11 protein-coding genes and 1 tRNA gene are annotated in these 17,199 nt (G+C 43.1%); 4 read left to right on the top strand and 8 right to left on the bottom strand.

The genetic code is table 11. The features are described 5' to 3' along the window. Positions 1 to 82 precede the first annotated feature (82 nt). The 4 genes from A4U55_RS06065 to A4U55_RS06050 form a co-directional block, all read right to left on the bottom strand. Entirely contained in the window at positions 83 to 946 is an 864-nt protein-coding gene (locus A4U55_RS06065; protein WP_003657721.1) for a WG repeat-containing protein, read from the bottom strand. Between the two features lie 162 nt (positions 947 to 1,108). Next, positions 1,109 to 3,859: a [protein-PII] uridylyltransferase gene (gene glnD / locus A4U55_RS06060; protein ID WP_063454120.1), complete on the bottom strand. Its 2,751-nt coding sequence runs from the start codon at positions 3,857 to 3,859 to the stop codon at positions 1,109 to 1,111. A gap of 119 nt (positions 3,860 to 3,978) precedes the next feature. Next, complete coding sequence (gene map / locus A4U55_RS06055) at positions 3,979 to 4,767, bottom strand: type I methionyl aminopeptidase (RefSeq protein WP_003657719.1); 789 nt, start codon at positions 4,765 to 4,767, stop codon at positions 3,979 to 3,981. A 211-nt stretch (positions 4,768 to 4,978) separates the two neighbouring features. Continuing rightward, the gene (locus A4U55_RS06050; protein ID WP_003657718.1) at positions 4,979 to 5,314 is read right to left on the bottom strand and encodes a TIGR01244 family sulfur transferase; all 336 of its coding nucleotides are present in this window, start codon (positions 5,312 to 5,314) and stop codon (positions 4,979 to 4,981) included. 265 nt (positions 5,315 to 5,579) lie between these two features. On the opposite strand from A4U55_RS06050, the gene A4U55_RS06045 reads away from it, so the two are divergent. After that, positions 5,580 to 7,730, top strand: coding sequence for an NADPH-dependent 2,4-dienoyl-CoA reductase (locus tag A4U55_RS06045; protein ID WP_003658598.1), 2,151 nt, complete (start codon positions 5,580 to 5,582; stop codon positions 7,728 to 7,730). Positions 7,731 to 7,830: 100 nt separating this feature from the next. Here A4U55_RS06045 and A4U55_RS06040 read toward each other — a convergent pair whose 3' ends face one another. Both A4U55_RS06040 and rapA read right to left on the bottom strand, forming a co-directional pair. Next, complete coding sequence (locus A4U55_RS06040; RefSeq protein ID WP_003657715.1) at positions 7,831 to 9,345, bottom strand: YifB family Mg chelatase-like AAA ATPase; 1,515 nt, start codon at positions 9,343 to 9,345, stop codon at positions 7,831 to 7,833. Between the two features lie 85 nt (positions 9,346 to 9,430). Continuing rightward, positions 9,431 to 12,295: an RNA polymerase-associated protein RapA gene (rapA, locus tag A4U55_RS06035; RefSeq protein ID WP_003670563.1), complete on the bottom strand. Its 2,865-nt coding sequence runs from the start codon at positions 12,293 to 12,295 to the stop codon at positions 9,431 to 9,433. Between the two features lie 223 nt (positions 12,296 to 12,518). Here rapA and A4U55_RS06025 point away from each other — a divergent pair, with 223 nt between their 5' ends. Next, the gene (locus A4U55_RS06025) at positions 12,519 to 13,475 is read left to right on the top strand and encodes a D-2-hydroxyacid dehydrogenase (protein WP_003658602.1); all 957 of its coding nucleotides are present in this window, start codon (positions 12,519 to 12,521) and stop codon (positions 13,473 to 13,475) included. A 55-nt stretch (positions 13,476 to 13,530) separates the two neighbouring features. Here the strand turns inward: A4U55_RS06025 and A4U55_RS06020 are convergent. Continuing rightward, positions 13,531 to 13,606 (bottom strand) — tRNA-Phe (locus tag A4U55_RS06020). 130 nt (positions 13,607 to 13,736) lie between these two features. Here A4U55_RS06020 and A4U55_RS06015 point away from each other — a divergent pair. Next, positions 13,737 to 14,783 carry a polyprenyl synthetase family protein gene (locus A4U55_RS06015; RefSeq protein ID WP_003658604.1) on the top strand — a complete coding sequence of 349 codons (1,047 nt, stop codon included), beginning with the start codon at positions 13,737 to 13,739 and terminating at the stop codon, positions 14,781 to 14,783. Between the two features lie 31 nt (positions 14,784 to 14,814). Here the strand turns inward: A4U55_RS06015 and mutY are convergent, their stop codons facing one another. Next, entirely contained in the window at positions 14,815 to 16,047 is a 1,233-nt protein-coding gene (mutY, locus tag A4U55_RS06010) for an A/G-specific adenine glycosylase (protein WP_063454119.1), read from the bottom strand. A 95-nt stretch (positions 16,048 to 16,142) separates the two neighbouring features. On the opposite strand from mutY, the gene A4U55_RS06005 reads away from it, so the two are divergent. Continuing rightward, a complete protein-coding gene (locus A4U55_RS06005; RefSeq protein ID WP_003663178.1) occupies positions 16,143 to 17,192 on the top strand; it encodes a DNA/RNA non-specific endonuclease in 1,050 nt (349 codons plus the stop codon). The last annotated feature ends 7 nt before the right edge of the window (positions 17,193 to 17,199 follow it).

Raw genomic sequence — 17,199 nt, 5'->3', positions numbered from 1 at the left:
ATTTTAATTTAACAATGCCCCAATTTTTATCAATGTTTCATAACATATGATCAAAGGCAAGCATCCCAAAACCAATAAATTATCATTCAAAATAATTTGGCATGGCGGTAGGATTGCCTGATTTATCAATATAATAAGCGTTATCACCATCTACGACATAAGTTGCACCTGATAAAAAATCATACGCCAAATCGTATTTAATATCAATCACCACTTTACCTGTTCTATCAATAAAACCGTATTTATGTGGTGATCTACCATGTTCATCCACCTTGTCTGTTTTCATCGTTACTGCCGCTAAGCCTTCTGAAAATCCTTTGGCAGAATCAAACTGTGGGCGGATGGCAATATTACCCGATTTATCCAAAAAGCCATATTTATCTTTTTGCTTAAAAAGAACCAAACCTTCTTCAAACCAATCGCCAATCACTTCATAGTTTGGGTGTATGACAATTTTACCAGTCGTATCAATAAATCCATATTTACCATTTTGCTCAATTTTGGCACGCCCTTCCGAAAATTCCCAAGCTTTGGTATATTGTGGAGCGATAACACTCTGACCAGATGTATCAAGATAGCCATAGTGATCATTTTCACGATACAACGCCAAGCCATCACTAAACGGATAAGCCGCCTGATAAACTGCAGGAATAACAAGCTCGCCTACGGTATTGACATAACCATAGTGATCGTCTTTGATGATTGGTGCCAGCCCTTCAGCATAACCGCAATCAGAACCGATGATAGCAAATTTAGCATCCTCTGGCAGCGGCGTGGCAGCACAAGCTGGCAAATCATCGTCATCAAAGCCGTGTGTACTGATGGTATTTGCTAGTGTAGGCATCGTGATCATCAAAGTAATCATCGATAATGTGGTTATGATGGGTTTGATATTCATGACGATAATCTCAATATTGACGCAAATTGCTAAGTGGTATTTTGGCATAAAAATTATCAAATTATCAATAGTTGGTATATATTTTTATTCTTTAAAACCGATATTGGTACCAATTGCTTACAAAGATCAAGTAAATTAAGTTATTTTAAGATAATATTAAATGTAATTATCCTAATAAATAATCATCGATTAAATGAGGTATTAAAGATATTAACTCAATGCCTGAATGATCGCAGATTTTAATTTAGCCAAAGCATCATCATTCAAAGATACACCATGCAACCCACTTAAATAAAAGATATCCTCTGCTCGCTCGCCCAAAGTGGTAATGCGTGCGCCATGTACTTGAATATTTAGCTCGCTAAATACTGCACCGACTTTGGCAAGTAATGATGGTCGGTCTTTGGTGATCAGGTGCATTTTATGATGCCCTTGGTGTGCCAATGATGTCGCTTCTGAAAAGTAGACTTGAGTTGGTACGATAAAATGTTTAAGCTTACCATCCACTTCAAAAACTCTCGAAGGTACTGGCACACCACCAGTTTTTAGACCATGTTCAAGCCCTAATATCATCTGACTGGTGCGTTCAGGGCTTAACAATAACGGTATACTACTATCCGTTGGCAACAATCGATCAATAATGACATAAGAGTCCACCGCTGTACTTGTGCCGTCAATATCGGCTGATAAAATTGTCGCATCAAGTACCGATAGACCCAACTGATCCAAAATACAAACCGTCGTGGCAAATAAATTATCCTGATCAGGTGCACAAATCAACAGCTGCATCCCTCGTAAGGACACATCGCTATGCTCTCGGATGGCGATGATTGGCTTGCCTTGTTTTAGCCGATGTTCTGCCGCCAAGATTTCGGCGGATTGCCAAGCGATATCCCTATGCTTTTGCTTTAAAAAATACTCTTCCCCAAAACCATCCCACAGGGCTTTTAGTCGGTGATTATCCACCATTGGCAATAAGTCTTGTGCTTTATTTTTTCTATCATCAATCACACGATCTTTATCAACAACATGGACGCCCAAACTGTGTACTTGGTGGACGCTGGTGTACAGCTGCTTAAGTAGTGTCGCTCGCCAAGTATTCCAAAGTTGGCTATTGGTCGCATTCATATCTGCCACAGTCAAGACATACAAATGATTTAGCCGAGTGATGGAACTGGTAAATTCGGCAAATTGAGCAATCACCTCAGGATCGCTGATGTCTTGTTTTTGGGCGGTCAGTGACATCGTCAAATGCTCTAATACCAACCACCGCACAAGCTTACTATCCGCCTCACTCATACCATGTGCCAAACAAAATTCATAAGCATCAGCCGCCCCAAGCTTAGAATGATCACCCCCTCGACCTTTGGCGATATCATGGAAAATCGCTGCAATGACCAAAATGTCCTTACGGGCAATTCTTTGATAAATCTCAGCTACCAGCCCGTATTTATCTTGATTATCAAGACTGTCATCACCAAAGCGATGCAGGATACGCACCAATAATAGGGTATGTGCATCCACTGTGTAGCGATGAAACAAATCATACTGCATCAGCCCCATAATTTTACCGAAGGCAGGTAAATAATTACCCAAGACCCCAAAACGCTTCATCAGACGCAAGCGATGAAACAGATAATTTAACTCTTGTAAATTGGCTAAAAATAATTGGCGATGTACAGGATTTTTGCGGTATTCTTCATCAATCAAATCGCTTGAAGCATAAATTGCCCGAAGTGTACTTGCTGCGATCTGACGAATGCCCTTTTGACCCATGACCAAAAAAATTTTTAATAAATTGGCTGGATCTACCAAAAAAGCATCTGGGCGACGGATAGCAATTTTAGCAGGTCTAGATTGATGGTCAGAACCAGACTGTATCAAATAAAATGTCTCATCAATATCAATCAGGCGTGCAGTGGCTGACAAATAATTTTCATAAAAATATTTGCACAATACCTCTGAAAAAGCTGCAATTTTCATGGCATGCTGATAATACACACGCATCATTGTCTCTAGAGCTTGTGTGATATCTTGATGGGTGGTATCTAAAGTGCGTGTATAATAGCCAAACCGCTCAGCGATGGCTTTTTGATAATCAAATAATAATCGATCCTCGCCACGACCCGCCAGTGTATGCAAATGATGGCGAATGCACCATAGATATCGCTGACCTGCCTGCAAGATGGTGCATTCGTTTTCGTTGATAAAATCAGTGGTTGCAAGCAATTTGATATCTGAGCTACCAAAATAAAATCGCCCAAGCCATCCAATCATGTGGATATCTCTAAGTCCACCAGGTGCGTTTTTGATGTTTGGTTCAAGATTATATTCTGTCGCATTATGTGCCAAATAGCGTGCTTTTGATTCTGCCATTTTGGCATCATAAAAAGACCCTATATCCCAGACCTCTTTAACCGCCTGAATTGGTTGCCAAGACAAATCTTCATTACCTGCCAAAACTCTTGCCTCAAGCATGGCAGAAGCAATGGTTTGGTCACGGACGGCAGCACGCAGCTCATCGACACTTCGCACCGAAAAAGCAGGTGTGATACCAATATCCCAAAGCATCGCCACAAAAGACTCAATCGGCTTGGTGGCTTTGCCAATCTCATCACCAATCAATAAAATATCCACATCTGAAGCTGGCAAAAGCTCGCTGCGACCATAGCCGCCCACCGCAAATAACGCAAAATCTTTGGGAAATTGATAAAAATCAAACAACTGCCTTAAGATAATATCAATGGCAAGTGTACGCACTTTGAGCAGATTGGCAATATGATGAACCGCATGCATGCCATAAGCGACGACTTGATCATCAATGGCTTGATTTAATTTCTTAAGATAGGCTTGAATCGGCTCGCTGCTTATGAATGTATCTTGAATGGTTGGCGGCAACGCAATAGTTAGATGGCAGGTTTTGGCTAAGTGTTTAAAATTTTGGGCGGTAGAATTTGGCATGATAAATCCAGCATATCAGATACGCATTATCCTAGCACAAACCCATCATCACTCACAAGAAAAATCAAGGCAGCCCTAAGCTGCCTTAACAAAGATGAATAGACCATAAATGATTGTAATCAACTGCTTAAAAAGCTTAAATCCTCATCAGGGCGTGCTGTTGTTACAAGACAACCATTATCTGTGACAATCAATGTATGTTCCCATTGAGCAGATAGCTTACGGTCTTTGGTGATGGCCGTCCAGCCATCTTTCATAATTTTGGTCTGCCACACGCCCTGATTAATCATCGGCTCAATGGTAAATGCCATGCCTGTTTTAAGTTCAATACCTGTACCCGCCTTGCCATAATGCAAAACTTGGGGCTCAGCATGGAAGGTCTGACCAATACCATGCCCACAAAATTCACGCACAATGCTAAAACGCTCAGGCTCAACCACCGCTTGAATGGCAGCACCAATATCACCCAAATGAGCACCATTTTTAACCACTTTCATACCAGCATATAACGCTTTTTGAGCCACTTGGCAAAGACGCTGTGCCATCACTGAACCTTGACCGACAATCCACATCTTAGAGGTATCGCCATAGTAGCCATCTTTAATGACTGTAATATCAATATTAATAATATCGCCTTCTTTGAGCAGCCGTTCATGGTCAGGAATACCATGACAAACCACATGATTAATCGAAGTACAAATTGATTTAGGAAAGCCGTTATAATTCAGTGGTGCAGGAATCGCACCGTGATCAAGAATATACTGGTGTGCAATATCATCTAGCACGCCTGTACTGACACCTGTTTTTACATGTTCATCCAACATCACCAAGACATCAGCGGCAAGCTTGCCCGCCGTTTTCATTTTATCAATGGCAACATCATCTAAAATTGGGATATGTTTTGTCATCATACTTTTCTTAAAATATCATAAATTTATCAACCATTTTACCCCAAAAGCCTTTTAAAAGCTACCTTTGATCAGTTTTAAAGGTCGGTGCTTTTTTGGTACTCATCACATTTCTACCAAGCGATTTAAGTAAGCGTTATTATTAAGCTTATAAATTAATTAAGCCCATAATTAATTAAGCACATTAATCATTAAAATTTAATTGAACCGCTTATTCTTCATCTAACAAATCATGGTCACGAGCTGCCTGTAAAATGATGCTTGAGCGATTGCCACTACGACAAAAAATATGAAGCGGACGCTGACTTTGGTTGTAAAAATCTGCAAATTCTTGGACATGATGCATCTCAAGCATGCCGCCTGCAAATGGAATATGCCGATATTCAATGCCATACTCGCCTGCGACTTTGGCAATATCATCAGATGATGGTTGGTTTGGTTCTTCGCCATCTGGACGATTATTGACCAGTGTTTTATATCCTTGATTTGCCAAAGATTTGACATCATCAACTGTAATTTGACCAGAGATTGTGATCAGCTTACTCATCATATTTTCCTTACACTCAATAAATTTGGTATTAGCTTACTCCGATTTGGGTAATTTGGCAAATGATTTCACGATTTATAGCATATCATCAATTGAGCCTAGATGACCCATGAGTCAAATGCCAAAAAAACCCTGCTTGATTGTCTTAAAAATATGCTAAAATTTAGGGCATATCATCCATCATTACAAATCACTTTTTGTAAATTTAGCAAGTCTCGCTGCCCATCCGTCAGCGTCATGACAAGCCACAGGACAGGGATTAGCCATGCCATTACCATTTTTAAAACAGCGTCTTACCAAGATTATCCCGACCAAAGCACTAAGCACCAATCCCCAAGCACCAATCCCAAATAGCAACTATCCACACTTATTTGAGCCACTGGATTTAGGCTTTACTACGCTCAAAAATCGTGTTGTGATGGGTTCAATGCACACAGGTCTTGAAGATAGATTTTATCATTATGGCAAACTGGCTACTTATTTTGAAGCTCGAGCTAAAGGCGGTGTGGGACTCATCATCACCGGTGGGATTGCACCCAACCGCACAGGATGGCTAATACCTGCAGGCGGTACACTCAACCGCTTGGGTGATATCGTACATCACGCACGCATAACCCGAGCGGTGCATAAGCATGGTGCTAAGATTTTATTACAAATTTTACACTCAGGACGCTATGGATATCATCCTTTTGTTGTCGCACCCAGTCCAATAAAATCGCCCATTTCGCCATTTAAACCTCGCCAAATGAGCCAAAACAATATCCAATCAACCATCGATGATTATGCTCATACCGCCAAACTTGCCAAAAAAGCAGGCTATGATGGTGTTGAGATTATGGGTTCTGAAGGGTATTTAATCAATCAGTTTTTATCAGCTCGTACCAATAAACGCACAGACAGTTATGGTGGCAGCCTAGAAAATCGCATGAGATTTGCTATCGAGGTAGTGCGTGCGGTGCGTAAAGCGGCAGGTATGGATTTTATCATCACTTTTCGTTTATCGATGATTGAGCTGGTCGAAGATGGTGCAACCATGCAAGATGTCATCACGCTTGCCAAAGCCCTAGAGTTAGCAGGTGTGAGTATCATTAATACTGGCATTGGCTGGCATGAAGCACGCATTCCCACCATTGTCACAAGCGTACCTAGAGCAGCATTTACACGCTATACTGCCGCCGTCAAACACGCCATTAACATTCCAGTGATTGCCGCTAATCGCATTAATATGCCGCAAACTGCCGAAGAAATTTTGTCAAGTGGTCAAGCAGATTTGGTGCAAATGGCGCGTCCTTTTTTGGCGGACAGCGATTGGGTGAATAAAGCTGCAAGCAACCAAGATCATCTGATTAATACCTGCATTGGCTGCAATCAAGCATGTTTGGATCACACCTTTGCCAATCAGCGCGCCTCTTGTTTGGTTAATCCTTTGGCGTGCTTTGAAAGTGAAATCAGCGTCAAACCCACCAAAAAGCCCAAGAAAATCATTATTGTTGGTGCAGGGGTTGCCGGTCTATCAGCTGCCGTAACCGCTGCCAGTCGTGGACATCAAGTGACAATTTATGAGCAGCATACGCACATCGGTGGTCAGTTTAATATGGCAAAAGTCATTCCCGGCAAAGAAGAATTTTTTGAGACAATTCGATATTTTCGTGAGCAAATCAAACACCTTAATATCACCGTACACCTAAATACCAAGGTGGATAAAGCCATATTAAATCAGTCAAGAGCAGACCATGTGATTATTGCTACTGGCGTAGTTCCACGCATGTTGCCCTCTCTGGAAGGTGCAAACTTGCCACAAGTCATCAGTTATAGCGATCTTTTGACTGGTAAAAAAATCGCAGGTGAGCGTGTGGCAGTCTTGGGTGCAGGTGGCATTGGTTTTGATGTGGCTGAATTTTTAACACATGGCAGCAGTGTATCTGATGCAGTCAATGATGCAACTTACAAGCCCAAAGCAATGGATGTCGATACCTTCTTTACACATTGGGGTGTGGACCAGCAGGCATGTTATCAGACCAAAGGGGCATTGGTTGAACCCAATTATACCACGCCTGTGCGTCAAGTTTATCTGTTGCAGCGTAGTGAAGGCAAGCTTGGTAAAACATTAAATAAGACCACAGGATGGGTACATAAAGCCGCCATCAAACAAGCTGGCGTCATTCAAATTGCAGGCGCCAGTTATGATAAAGTTACCAACGAAGGCTTATGGATCACCATTGATGGCAAATCTCAGCTTCTGCGTGTTGATACGGTCGTACTGTGTATCGGTCAAGAATCTGTCAATGATTTGATGCCAAAGCTTGGCGATACACCCAAAGCAGACTATCAGGTGATTGGTGGTGCCAAATCCTCCGCTCAATTGGACGCTAAGCGAGCTATTAAAGAGGGTTTTGAGCTGGCTGCAAGATTATAAAATCCTCATATTTCAATTATTTAATATGATAAAATCTCCCAAAGCTTTATAACTTGGGAGATTTTTCAGGCAGCATGTCAGCGTGATTATTTGAATTCAATTATCGATAGCTTAAAGCTTCTGCCACATGTGCTGTTTTGATGTGCTCACTGGCGGCCAAATCTGCAATGGTGCGTGCTACGCGTAAAATACGGTGGTAACTGCGAGCAGACAAATTAAGCTTTGATTGAGCCATTTTGAGCATTTGCTGTTCTTTTTGACCCAATATGGCAAATTGATCAAGTTCATTGACCGTCAGCTCATAATTGGCTTTACCTTGACGAGCAATCGCCATATTGCGTGCTGCCACAACTCTTTGGCGAACATCATCTGATGACTCGCCCTTTGGTGCATTTTGTAAATCCTCAATGGGTAAAGCAGGCACAGTAATATGTAAATCAATGCGGTCTAATAACGGCCCTGACAGCTTGTCTTGATATTTTTTAATTTGCTCAGGTCGACAGCGGCAACGGTTTGTGGTATCGCCATAATACCCACAAGGGCAAGGATTCATGGCGGCAATCAGCTGAAAATCAGCAGGAAATGACACTTGAGCATTTGCACGAGAAATGGTAATCTGTTTTGACTCAATGGGTTGGCGTAATGTTTCAAGTGTTTTACGATCAAATTCTGGAATCTCATCAAGGAAAATCGCTCCTTTATGAGCCAAACTAATCTCACCAGGTTTGGGTTTTGAGCCGCCACCAACCAAAGCAGTCGCAGAGATGGTATGATGCACGGCACGAAACGGCCGCTCGCCAAACGCATAATTGACACCTGCAATTGAATAGATACTTGCCACCTCTAAAGTCTCTGCATCGGTCAATGGTGGCAAAATACTGGGCAGACGCGATGCCATCAAAGTCTTCCCCGACCCTGGAGATCCTGTAAATAATAGCGAATGACCGCCAGCCGCTGCAATCTCAAGTGCTCGGCGTGCATGATGCTGCCCTTTGACATCTGCCAAATCATACGCATACTGCATCACTTGAGGCTGACTTGGCAAAGTTACGGGCGATAAGAGATGTTCTTGATTTTGGCTGATGCCGCTCACCACATCCAAATGACGACAAACCGTCTCTAAATTCTCAGCAGCCAGCACCGTCATATCGCCCACTTTGACCGCTTCATCAGCATTAATGCTTGGCATAATCAGCGTACGAGGCTTACCATCACAGGGACTGGATTTAATTGCACGAGCGATGGCAAGTGCACCAGAAACAGGTCTAAGCTCTCCATTAAGTGCAAGCTCTCCCACAAATTCAAACTGTGCTAAAACCTTATCATCAATCTGACCACTGGCTGCCAAAATACCCATTGCGATTGGTAAATCCAGTCTTGCCCCATCTTTTGGCAAGTCGGCAGGTGCAAGATTGATTGTCAAACGGCGATTGGGAAATTCGTATCCTGAGTTAATCAGTGCTGAGCGTACCCGATCTTTGCTTTCTCGTACCGAAGCTTCAGGCAGCCCGACAATCGTCAGAGCAGGCAACCCTTGAGAAAGATGAACTTCAACAAATACTTGTGGCGCTTGTAAACCAACAACTGAGCGTGTAAAAACTTTGGCAAATGACATAAAATGAATACTAAATAATGAAAAATAAGCCCAAAAACTACCAGTAATACATGATTTCTAGGCTGTGAATATGAATATTATTAAATCATTCAGGTGCGACCGTTACCAAAACTCGAATGCTGTCGGGTACTAATGATAGGCTATCAAGTGCCTGCAAACCTTGGGATTTTCGTTGCTCAAGTGCCAAAATTTCATCATCACGAACATTGGGATTCACCGCCTGCAAGCGAACCAGACGCCCAATTTCTTTGTTCATATAATCCCCAAAAGCTGTTTTGGCTTGTGTGCTAATTTGATCAAGCTGCATACCTGCAATGCGTTTGGCGTCTTGGGTTCTGGCATCTATGACCCCTGCGCGCGCCTTGGCAACTTGACGAGCACGACCCTTATCCAAGCGATCGATGAGTGGTAGAATTTTTTCACTGGTGGCAACTTGGCTAAGATCATCGCCTCGTTCACTCAAAAATATACGCAAACTTTGTTTAGGTAAATAAGCTGATAAATTCAATGACTTAGCAGCAATCACCTCAATACGAAACTGATTTTCAATCATCAGCATCCCCTTGGGCAGTGCCGCTGATTTTAACAGGCCAACTTGTGTATTACCAAAAGTACCCGTCAAAATCATCTCAAGGATGGCTTGGATCAGTGGATGCTCATAGGTCATATAATGTATATCCTCACGAGCAAGCGCCTGCTGACGACTAAAGGTCAAGGTCATGCCATCTTCATCCAAAGGCAGGCTTTCAATGCCCTCCACATCAACCTCAGATGCATCAATCGGATGGATAATCCATGAGCCGTCACGCTGTACACTATAATCTATACCCACAGCCGTCAAATAACGATCCAAAAACAGCGGCAGCAATTTGTTATCATCAAGCTCACGCATGGCAATCTCAATGCGTGCGGCAACATTTGGGCGGCATGAATTATACTCAAGCAATCTATCACGGCCTGCTTGTAGTGCCTCTTCTAACGCTTGGCGATAGATGGAAGCTTGTGCGATGAGTGTGGCTAAATTTTCACGATTTTGGGGAGTGTCAGCACCTTCAAGCAATGGCTTTAGCTCTGCAATAAAAGCATCTTGGACAGATTGAGCCGTTGGGCTGATTTGATTAAAGATATTTAATGCACCATCATACCAATTATACAAACGCTCTTGGGCAGTACCCATCACAAAAGGCACATGAAGCTTAATCTGTGCAATCTGACCGATACGATCAAGGCGACCAATGCGCTGCTCAAGCGTATCAGGATTGGCAGGTAAATCAAATAATACCAAGTCTTGGGCAAATTGAAAATTACGCCCCTCCGAGCCAATCTCAGAACATAATAAAATCTGTGCACCAGCATCATCAGCAAAATATGCCGCTGCTTGGTCACGCTCAAGTAAGCTCATCTGTTCTGTAAAAATTGCCGTCTTGATGCCTGCATGTAACCGAAGTGCCGCCTCTAAGCTTTCGATGGTAGCACCGCTACGAGCGATGAGCAACACTTTTTTATGCTTAAGCTTATGGCGTAGTAGCTCAATCAGCCAAGCCACTTTAGGGTCATGCTCAAGCCATGCACCATCTGGATATTGCTCCTCACCCCACAGCTGTTCACGCAATTTGCCCTGGGTGTAGTGTGTATTTTGCCATGCCGTTGGCAGAGGCAGCGGATAAGGGATACTGGTTCGCCCAAAAAACCCTTGAACGCTATCACGAGTATTACGAAATAAAATACGCCCTGTGCCATGGCGATCTAATAGCTCATTGATAATATGTGTACGCAAACGCTCATTGGCATTAATATCAGCCAGCTCTATCTCCTCAAAGCCCAACAGATTTGCGACTGCACAAATTTGTTTGGCGGTGAGTTCTTGTCCATCAATCAACAAGGATGCCACCATCGCCACATCTGCAAAAGTATCTTGGGTGGCAATAAAATCATCCAAATCATCAAAACGGTGCGGATCAAGCAGACGCAAGCGTGCAAAATGACTCTCTACGCCCAACTGCTCAGGTGTTGCGGTCAATAGCAACACGCCTGCAATACTGGCAGCAAAATCGGCAACCAAGTCATACTTATCATTACCGCCTTGTTCGGCGTCCCAATGCAGGTGATGCGCCTCATCGACCACAAGTAAATCAAACCCAGCTGCATATGCTTGCTCATACAAATCATGATGGTCGAGCAATAAATCAATGCCTGCAATAATAAATTGCTCGGTCAAAAAGACATTTTGATCGGGATTATGTTCTTTGATGGCAGCGGTACGCACCAAATCAAACAACGCAAAATCTAAGTTAAAGCGACGCTTAAGCTCAATCATCCATTGATATTGTAAACTGTCAGGCACAAGTACAAGCACACGATTAACCTTACCTGTCAAGATTTGCTGATGCATAATCAGACCTGCCTCAATAGTCTTACCAAGCCCTACCTCATCTGCCAGTAGCACACGGGGCGCAAGTCGCTTTCCGACTTCATAGGCGATATACAACTGATGGGCAATGATATCAACTCTGGCTCCAATTAGCCCACGCAGTGGATGACGCGCAAGCATCGCCTGAATACGCAAGGCATCTTGGCGTAGCTCATACCAATCCGCTCCTTCAATACGCCCTGCCAGCAGACGCTCAAGTGGTTTTGATAAAGTAATATTTGCCGCAAGCCGTGTCTCCATCAAGCTTTTGCCACATGCCAAATGATAACGCATTACCCCTGAAATCTCTTCACAGCGTGCCACTTGATACAAATTACCCTCTTGGTCGGTAATATCATCACCCACCGAAAACACCACTCGTGACAGCAGTGCAGATGCCTTGGCATAGACGCGTGTTTCTTCGCTTTGGGGAAATAAGATATGGACACAGCGGTCATCAACATCAATCACCACACCAAGCCCTAAGCTTGATTCGCTGTCGGATAAATAACGCTGACCAATGGCAAAATTATCACTCATAAAATACTCAGTTAATGTGTTGTTTTCAAAATTGCTTGCTTTTGGCAAACTTGCTATTTTACTAAAAATAAGTAGAATTTACATTAACTTTCTTTATGGCTCTTTAGGGCAATATTTTCAAGATTTAAAAAGCATGACGTATGATATAATTACGCACGATATAATTACGCATGATATGATTAAAAATCAACACATGAATAAAATCAATCAACGGAGATGACACATGAAAGCTGTTTTTTTGGATGCTGGCACATTTTCTAAGCAAGCGTGCCTACCCACGCCCAAAGGCGTGACGGACTATCAAGCATATTCACAAACCCCACAAGATGATGAGATTATCATTCAGCGTTGCTGCGATGCTCAGATTGTGATTACTAATAAAGTTGTCATCACACGCGATATTTTAAAAGCCCTGCCAAAGCTCAGGCTGATTCAGCTGACTGCCACTGGTATGGATAATGTGGATAAACAAGCCTGCCAAGACTTGGGCATAACACTTAAAAATGTCGCAGGCTATTCGGTCAATAGCGTGCCTGAACACACCTTGATGATGATGCTTGCGATTATGCGTGGTGCCAAATACTATCATCAGCGTGCAACCGATGGCACTTGGCAGGCAGATGGGCGATTTTGTTTATTAAATGAGCCGCTGTTTGATTTGTATGGGCAAACCTTAGGCATCATCGGTGCAGGCAATATTGGACGGCGTGTGGGTGAATTGGCAAAAGCTTTTGGCATGCATGTTTTATACGCCGAACATCAAGGCAAAACCCCGCGTAGTTCAGAATATACCGAGTTTGAAACTGTGCTAAACAGTAGCAATGTCATCAGTTTACATTGCCCATTAACTGACGCCACCAAGCACCTAATCAATACCGACACGCTCACCAAAATGCACCAAAAACCACTAATTATCAATGTCGCTCGTGGTGGCGTAGTATGCGGAGCGGACATTGTTGATGCACTCATCAATGATCACATCTTAGGTTATGCCTCTGATGTATTTGAGTCTGAACCATTTGCCAAAAATGATCCTCTGCTTGGTATCGCTGATCATCCACGCGTACTGTTTACACCGCATAACGCTTGGGGCAGTCTTGCCGCTCAAGAAAAACTTTGGGAAATTTTAGCCAATCAAATCACTGATTTTATCAATAGCCACTCAACCCACAATCCCTAAACTGTCTTATCGCATTAAAAAAGCCTTTCGAGTCATCGAAAGGCTTTTTTAATGATGGTGGCGAGAGGCAGGATCGAACTGCCGACACACGGATTTTCAATCCGTTGCTCTACCGACTGAGCTATCACGCCAAAGTGGGCGTATTAAACCAAAAAAAGTGGCAACGGTCAAGTATTTTTCATGAAAATAACGGATTTTTCTTAAAAATAAAGCATTTTTATCCAATTTTAAGATTTTTCATTCAACTTTTCCATCAAAATCATGCCAAAATTTAACAATTTAAGGTATGATAAAGCATTTATCAATGACCCATTTATCATAAAATATCTAAATACCATGTCCAATCATTTCATCTTTGATTTAAGTACGCATCACATCACCGCCTTTATTCAAAATGCCAATCATCTTGATCAGGTAAGGCAGTGGCAAAGCAAAAACCTACCAAACCTATTAGACATTATCCTAACGCACTCAAGCCTGCCTGAACCATTAAACAAAGCTTGCCGCTATGCGATGAGTAACGGTGGCAAGCGTGTACGCCCACTTTTGGTATTATCAACTTTTTTAACGCTCATTAAAACAGGTCATCAAACAGATGATTTGACCAAAAAAATACAAATGTTATTTCGTGCCATGATGGCAGTTGAGCTGATTCACAGCTATTCTTTGATTCATGATGATTTGCCTTGTATGGATGATGATGCGCTGCGCCGTGGGCAACCGACTTGTCATATTGTGTATGGTGAAGATGTCGCCCTACTTGCAGGCGATGCACTTCAGTCCATCGCTTTTGAAGTATTATTTGAGTGTTACGACAAAAATTCAGCCGATGATGCCATTGCATATAAATTAGCCAAACTCTTAAGTTGCCGAGCACGGCGTATGGTATCAGGGCAAATGCTTGACATCAAAGGGGAAAATCAAATGCTCTCTCAAGACAAGCTAGAAGCCATCCATCGTGATAAAACAGGCGCACTCATCGAAGCGGCAGTGATGATGGGTGCGATTTGTGCAGATGTGCAGACTGATACTTTAGGTTATCTTAAGCATTATGCTCGTGCAATCGGATTGGCTTTTCAGGTGCAAGATGATGTGCTGGATATCACCGCCGATACGATAACTTTAGGCAAGCCAGCTGGCAGTGATGAAAAACTTGAAAAATCTACTTATGTCAAATTGCTTGGCGTAAAAGGTGCTCAAGAGTACGCCAATCAACTGTTTGAGGAAGCCAGATCACAGGTTAAATATTGGGGTGATAACAACCTACTGCTTCAAATCACAGATTGGCTCCAAACAAGAAAATTTTGATGCTTAATTGCTACAGCTCAAAATCAGCCGCTTAGGCAGAGCTATTGCTAAGCGTCAAAAGCTTATGCATGGCAGCAGGTAACGGTAAATTATAGGGCGTATCCTTCCATAAATAGTCAATGCCCAAAGCAGTAAGCGTTTGATTAATTTGGTTAAATTGACTATGATTAAGACACAGTGACATTCCATAAAGGTGCCAATGAACATGCGTGAGCGTATGGCGTAAATAGACTGTTGAGGTTTGGGTGGGCATGGGCAGAATTTCAATGAGCTGGCTGTGTAGTAAATCATGCACCTTTTCATCACTTTGCCACGCCTTGAAAATGGCATGACTTAAGGTTTTGTTATCAAGCTTTTGATTATCATCCAAAGGCAACATAAAAATCGGTAAACTCCAAAGCCCATCCCAAATACCGCCGCCGTTTTGTCGGTGCAACCATAAAGTCAGCCCGCAATGTGTCAGGGATAATGCAATACTGTGCCAATGAGGTTTGGGCGGTGCTTTTTTCTTGACAGGTAACTGACTTTGAACGCCCAACACATAAGCAATACAATCGTCTGTCACAGGGCAAAGATGGCATTTTGGCTGAGTTCGTGTACAAATTGTTGCACCCAAATCCATCATCGCTTGGGCATAGTGTCCACTATACTCTTTCGGGGTTAGTGCGGTGGCAATTTCCCAAAGCCTTTTGTCAGTTGCGCTTTTTGTCACATCACCAAAAACCGCGCGATGGCGAGCAAGTACACGCTTGACATTGCCATCGCAGATGACGCCAAACTTCTTAACGCCCATCGCAACGATTGCGCCAGCTGTCGATCGCCCCACCCCTTTGACTGCTTGCCACTCATTGACCGTTTCAGGAAACCTGCCATGAGTATCAATAAAATCAGCCACTTGCTGTGCGCCTGCGTGTAAATTTCTTGCCCGAGCATAATACCCAAGCCCTGCCCAAAAAGACGCTACTTCTTGCCAATCTGCTACAGCAAGCTCTTGTACGGTTGCAAATCGTGCCAAAAACGGCTCAAAAAATTTCAGCACTGTCACAACTTGTGTTTGCTGTAGCATAATCTCAGATACCCACACAGCATAAATATCTGCTGACGGCTGATGATGGTATTGCCAAGGCAGTCCATGGCGACCATGTAACTCAAACCATGTCAGTAACCGCTTGGCAAAACTGTGCCGCTGCTCATCAGACGGATAAACGCCCTGCTCACTCATCTGAGCTATCGTACAAACATCTGTCATTTTGGTTGTTGTCATCTCAAAAAACTGCTAAAATCCAAAGGGACATTATAAAAACCTTATCAATGAATTACAATGACAATATCCGCTCACAGTTATGATGCCCCAAAGCTATGATTCATTTTAAACACCCAAAGCAAATATCAGCTTGGTTGCTCGTTATTATGATGAGTGCAACCAGTACTGCCCATGCCAACGACAGTGCCATCAATTCAGCAGAACAGCTGACAACTCACATCACCACAGCCATCAAGCAAACAATCGTCAAAAGCACAGACAATGACCGTTTATATCAAGACCCCAACCAACAAGCTGATGGTGAGATTGTTGGTGTGCGTTCATTTGATGATAGCTTTAGCGACTGTCAAAATCAGTTTGCCAATCGGCAAGCACCAACACTGATCGGCAAGCAAGGTAAACGGCTGTCTACCATGGCGCGTGCTTTATGCTTTGAAGGATTTGCCACTTTACATTCAGGCATCGCTCGCACACCGCTATGGTCAGCATCTCATCTGACCCAAGCACGCATCAGCCAAGCCCGAACCTTGGCGCGTGTTGACAGCTTTCACGCAGAGTCCAGACTACCTGCTGATGAGCGTGCTGAGCTGTCTGACTATCGACGCTCAGGCTATGATCGTGGTCATATCGCCCCAAATGGTGATATGGCCACCACAGGATCCCAATATGATAGCTTTAGCCTAGCCAATATCGCACCTCAAAACGGTGAACATAACCGTCATCTGTGGCGTCATATCGAAACACAGACTCGTCAACTGGCAATCGAGTATGGGGAGGTTTATGTCGTGACGGGCGTTGCTTTTTTGGGTAAGACTTCTGAGCGTATTGGCGGACGAGTGCTTGTACCCAGTCATTTTTTTAAGGCGGTATATATTCCAAAATTATCGGCTGCTGGTGTCTATTTTTCCTCAAATGACAGTAGTGAAAATTATCAAATCATCAGCCTAGATGAGCTGGCTCGCCTGACGGGTATCAATGCCATGCCATCACTACCTACTCAGATTCGCCAAACTGCCTACGATTTGCCCAGACCTAGCAGCAATAAAAACCCAGAACAAAAGGTGCTTGATCATCAGCCAAGCAGCTGGTTTGATTTGGTCATCAGTGCCATGCGTTATGTCTTTGAAACACTAAACCGTACTTGATAAAACA

Origin of the sequence: Moraxella catarrhalis (genome assembly GCF_001632285.1) — a bacterium.
GTDB classification, from domain to species: Bacteria; Pseudomonadota; Gammaproteobacteria; order Pseudomonadales; family Moraxellaceae; genus Moraxella; species Moraxella catarrhalis.
Note: the sequence above shows the minus strand (reverse complement) of the source record. Positions and strands in the feature narration are given on the sequence as shown.

Coding starts and splice junctions, on each gene's coding strand:
- A4U55_RS06065 (WP_003657721.1), bottom strand. CDS start 946: ATGCCAAAATACCACTTAGCAATTTGCGTCAATATTGAGATTATCGTC.
- glnD (WP_063454120.1), bottom strand. CDS start 3,859: ATGCCAAATTCTACCGCCCAAAATTTTAAACACTTAGCCAAAACCTGC.
- map (WP_003657719.1), bottom strand. CDS start 4,767: ATGACAAAACATATCCCAATTTTAGATGATGTTGCCATTGATAAAATG.
- A4U55_RS06050 (WP_003657718.1), bottom strand. CDS start 5,314: ATGAGTAAGCTGATCACAATCTCTGGTCAAATTACAGTTGATGATGTC.
- A4U55_RS06045 (WP_003658598.1), top strand. CDS start 5,580: ATGCCATTACCATTTTTAAAACAGCGTCTTACCAAGATTATCCCGACC.
- A4U55_RS06040 (WP_003657715.1), bottom strand. CDS start 9,345: ATGTCATTTGCCAAAGTTTTTACACGCTCAGTTGTTGGTTTACAAGCG.
- rapA (WP_003670563.1), bottom strand. CDS start 12,295: ATGAGTGATAATTTTGCCATTGGTCAGCGTTATTTATCCGACAGCGAA.
- A4U55_RS06025 (WP_003658602.1), top strand. CDS start 12,519: ATGAAAGCTGTTTTTTTGGATGCTGGCACATTTTCTAAGCAAGCGTGC.
- A4U55_RS06015 (WP_003658604.1), top strand. CDS start 13,737: ATGCCAAAATTTAACAATTTAAGGTATGATAAAGCATTTATCAATGAC.
- mutY (WP_063454119.1), bottom strand. CDS start 16,047: ATGACAACAACCAAAATGACAGATGTTTGTACGATAGCTCAGATGAGT.
- A4U55_RS06005 (WP_003663178.1), top strand. CDS start 16,143: ATGATTCATTTTAAACACCCAAAGCAAATATCAGCTTGGTTGCTCGTT.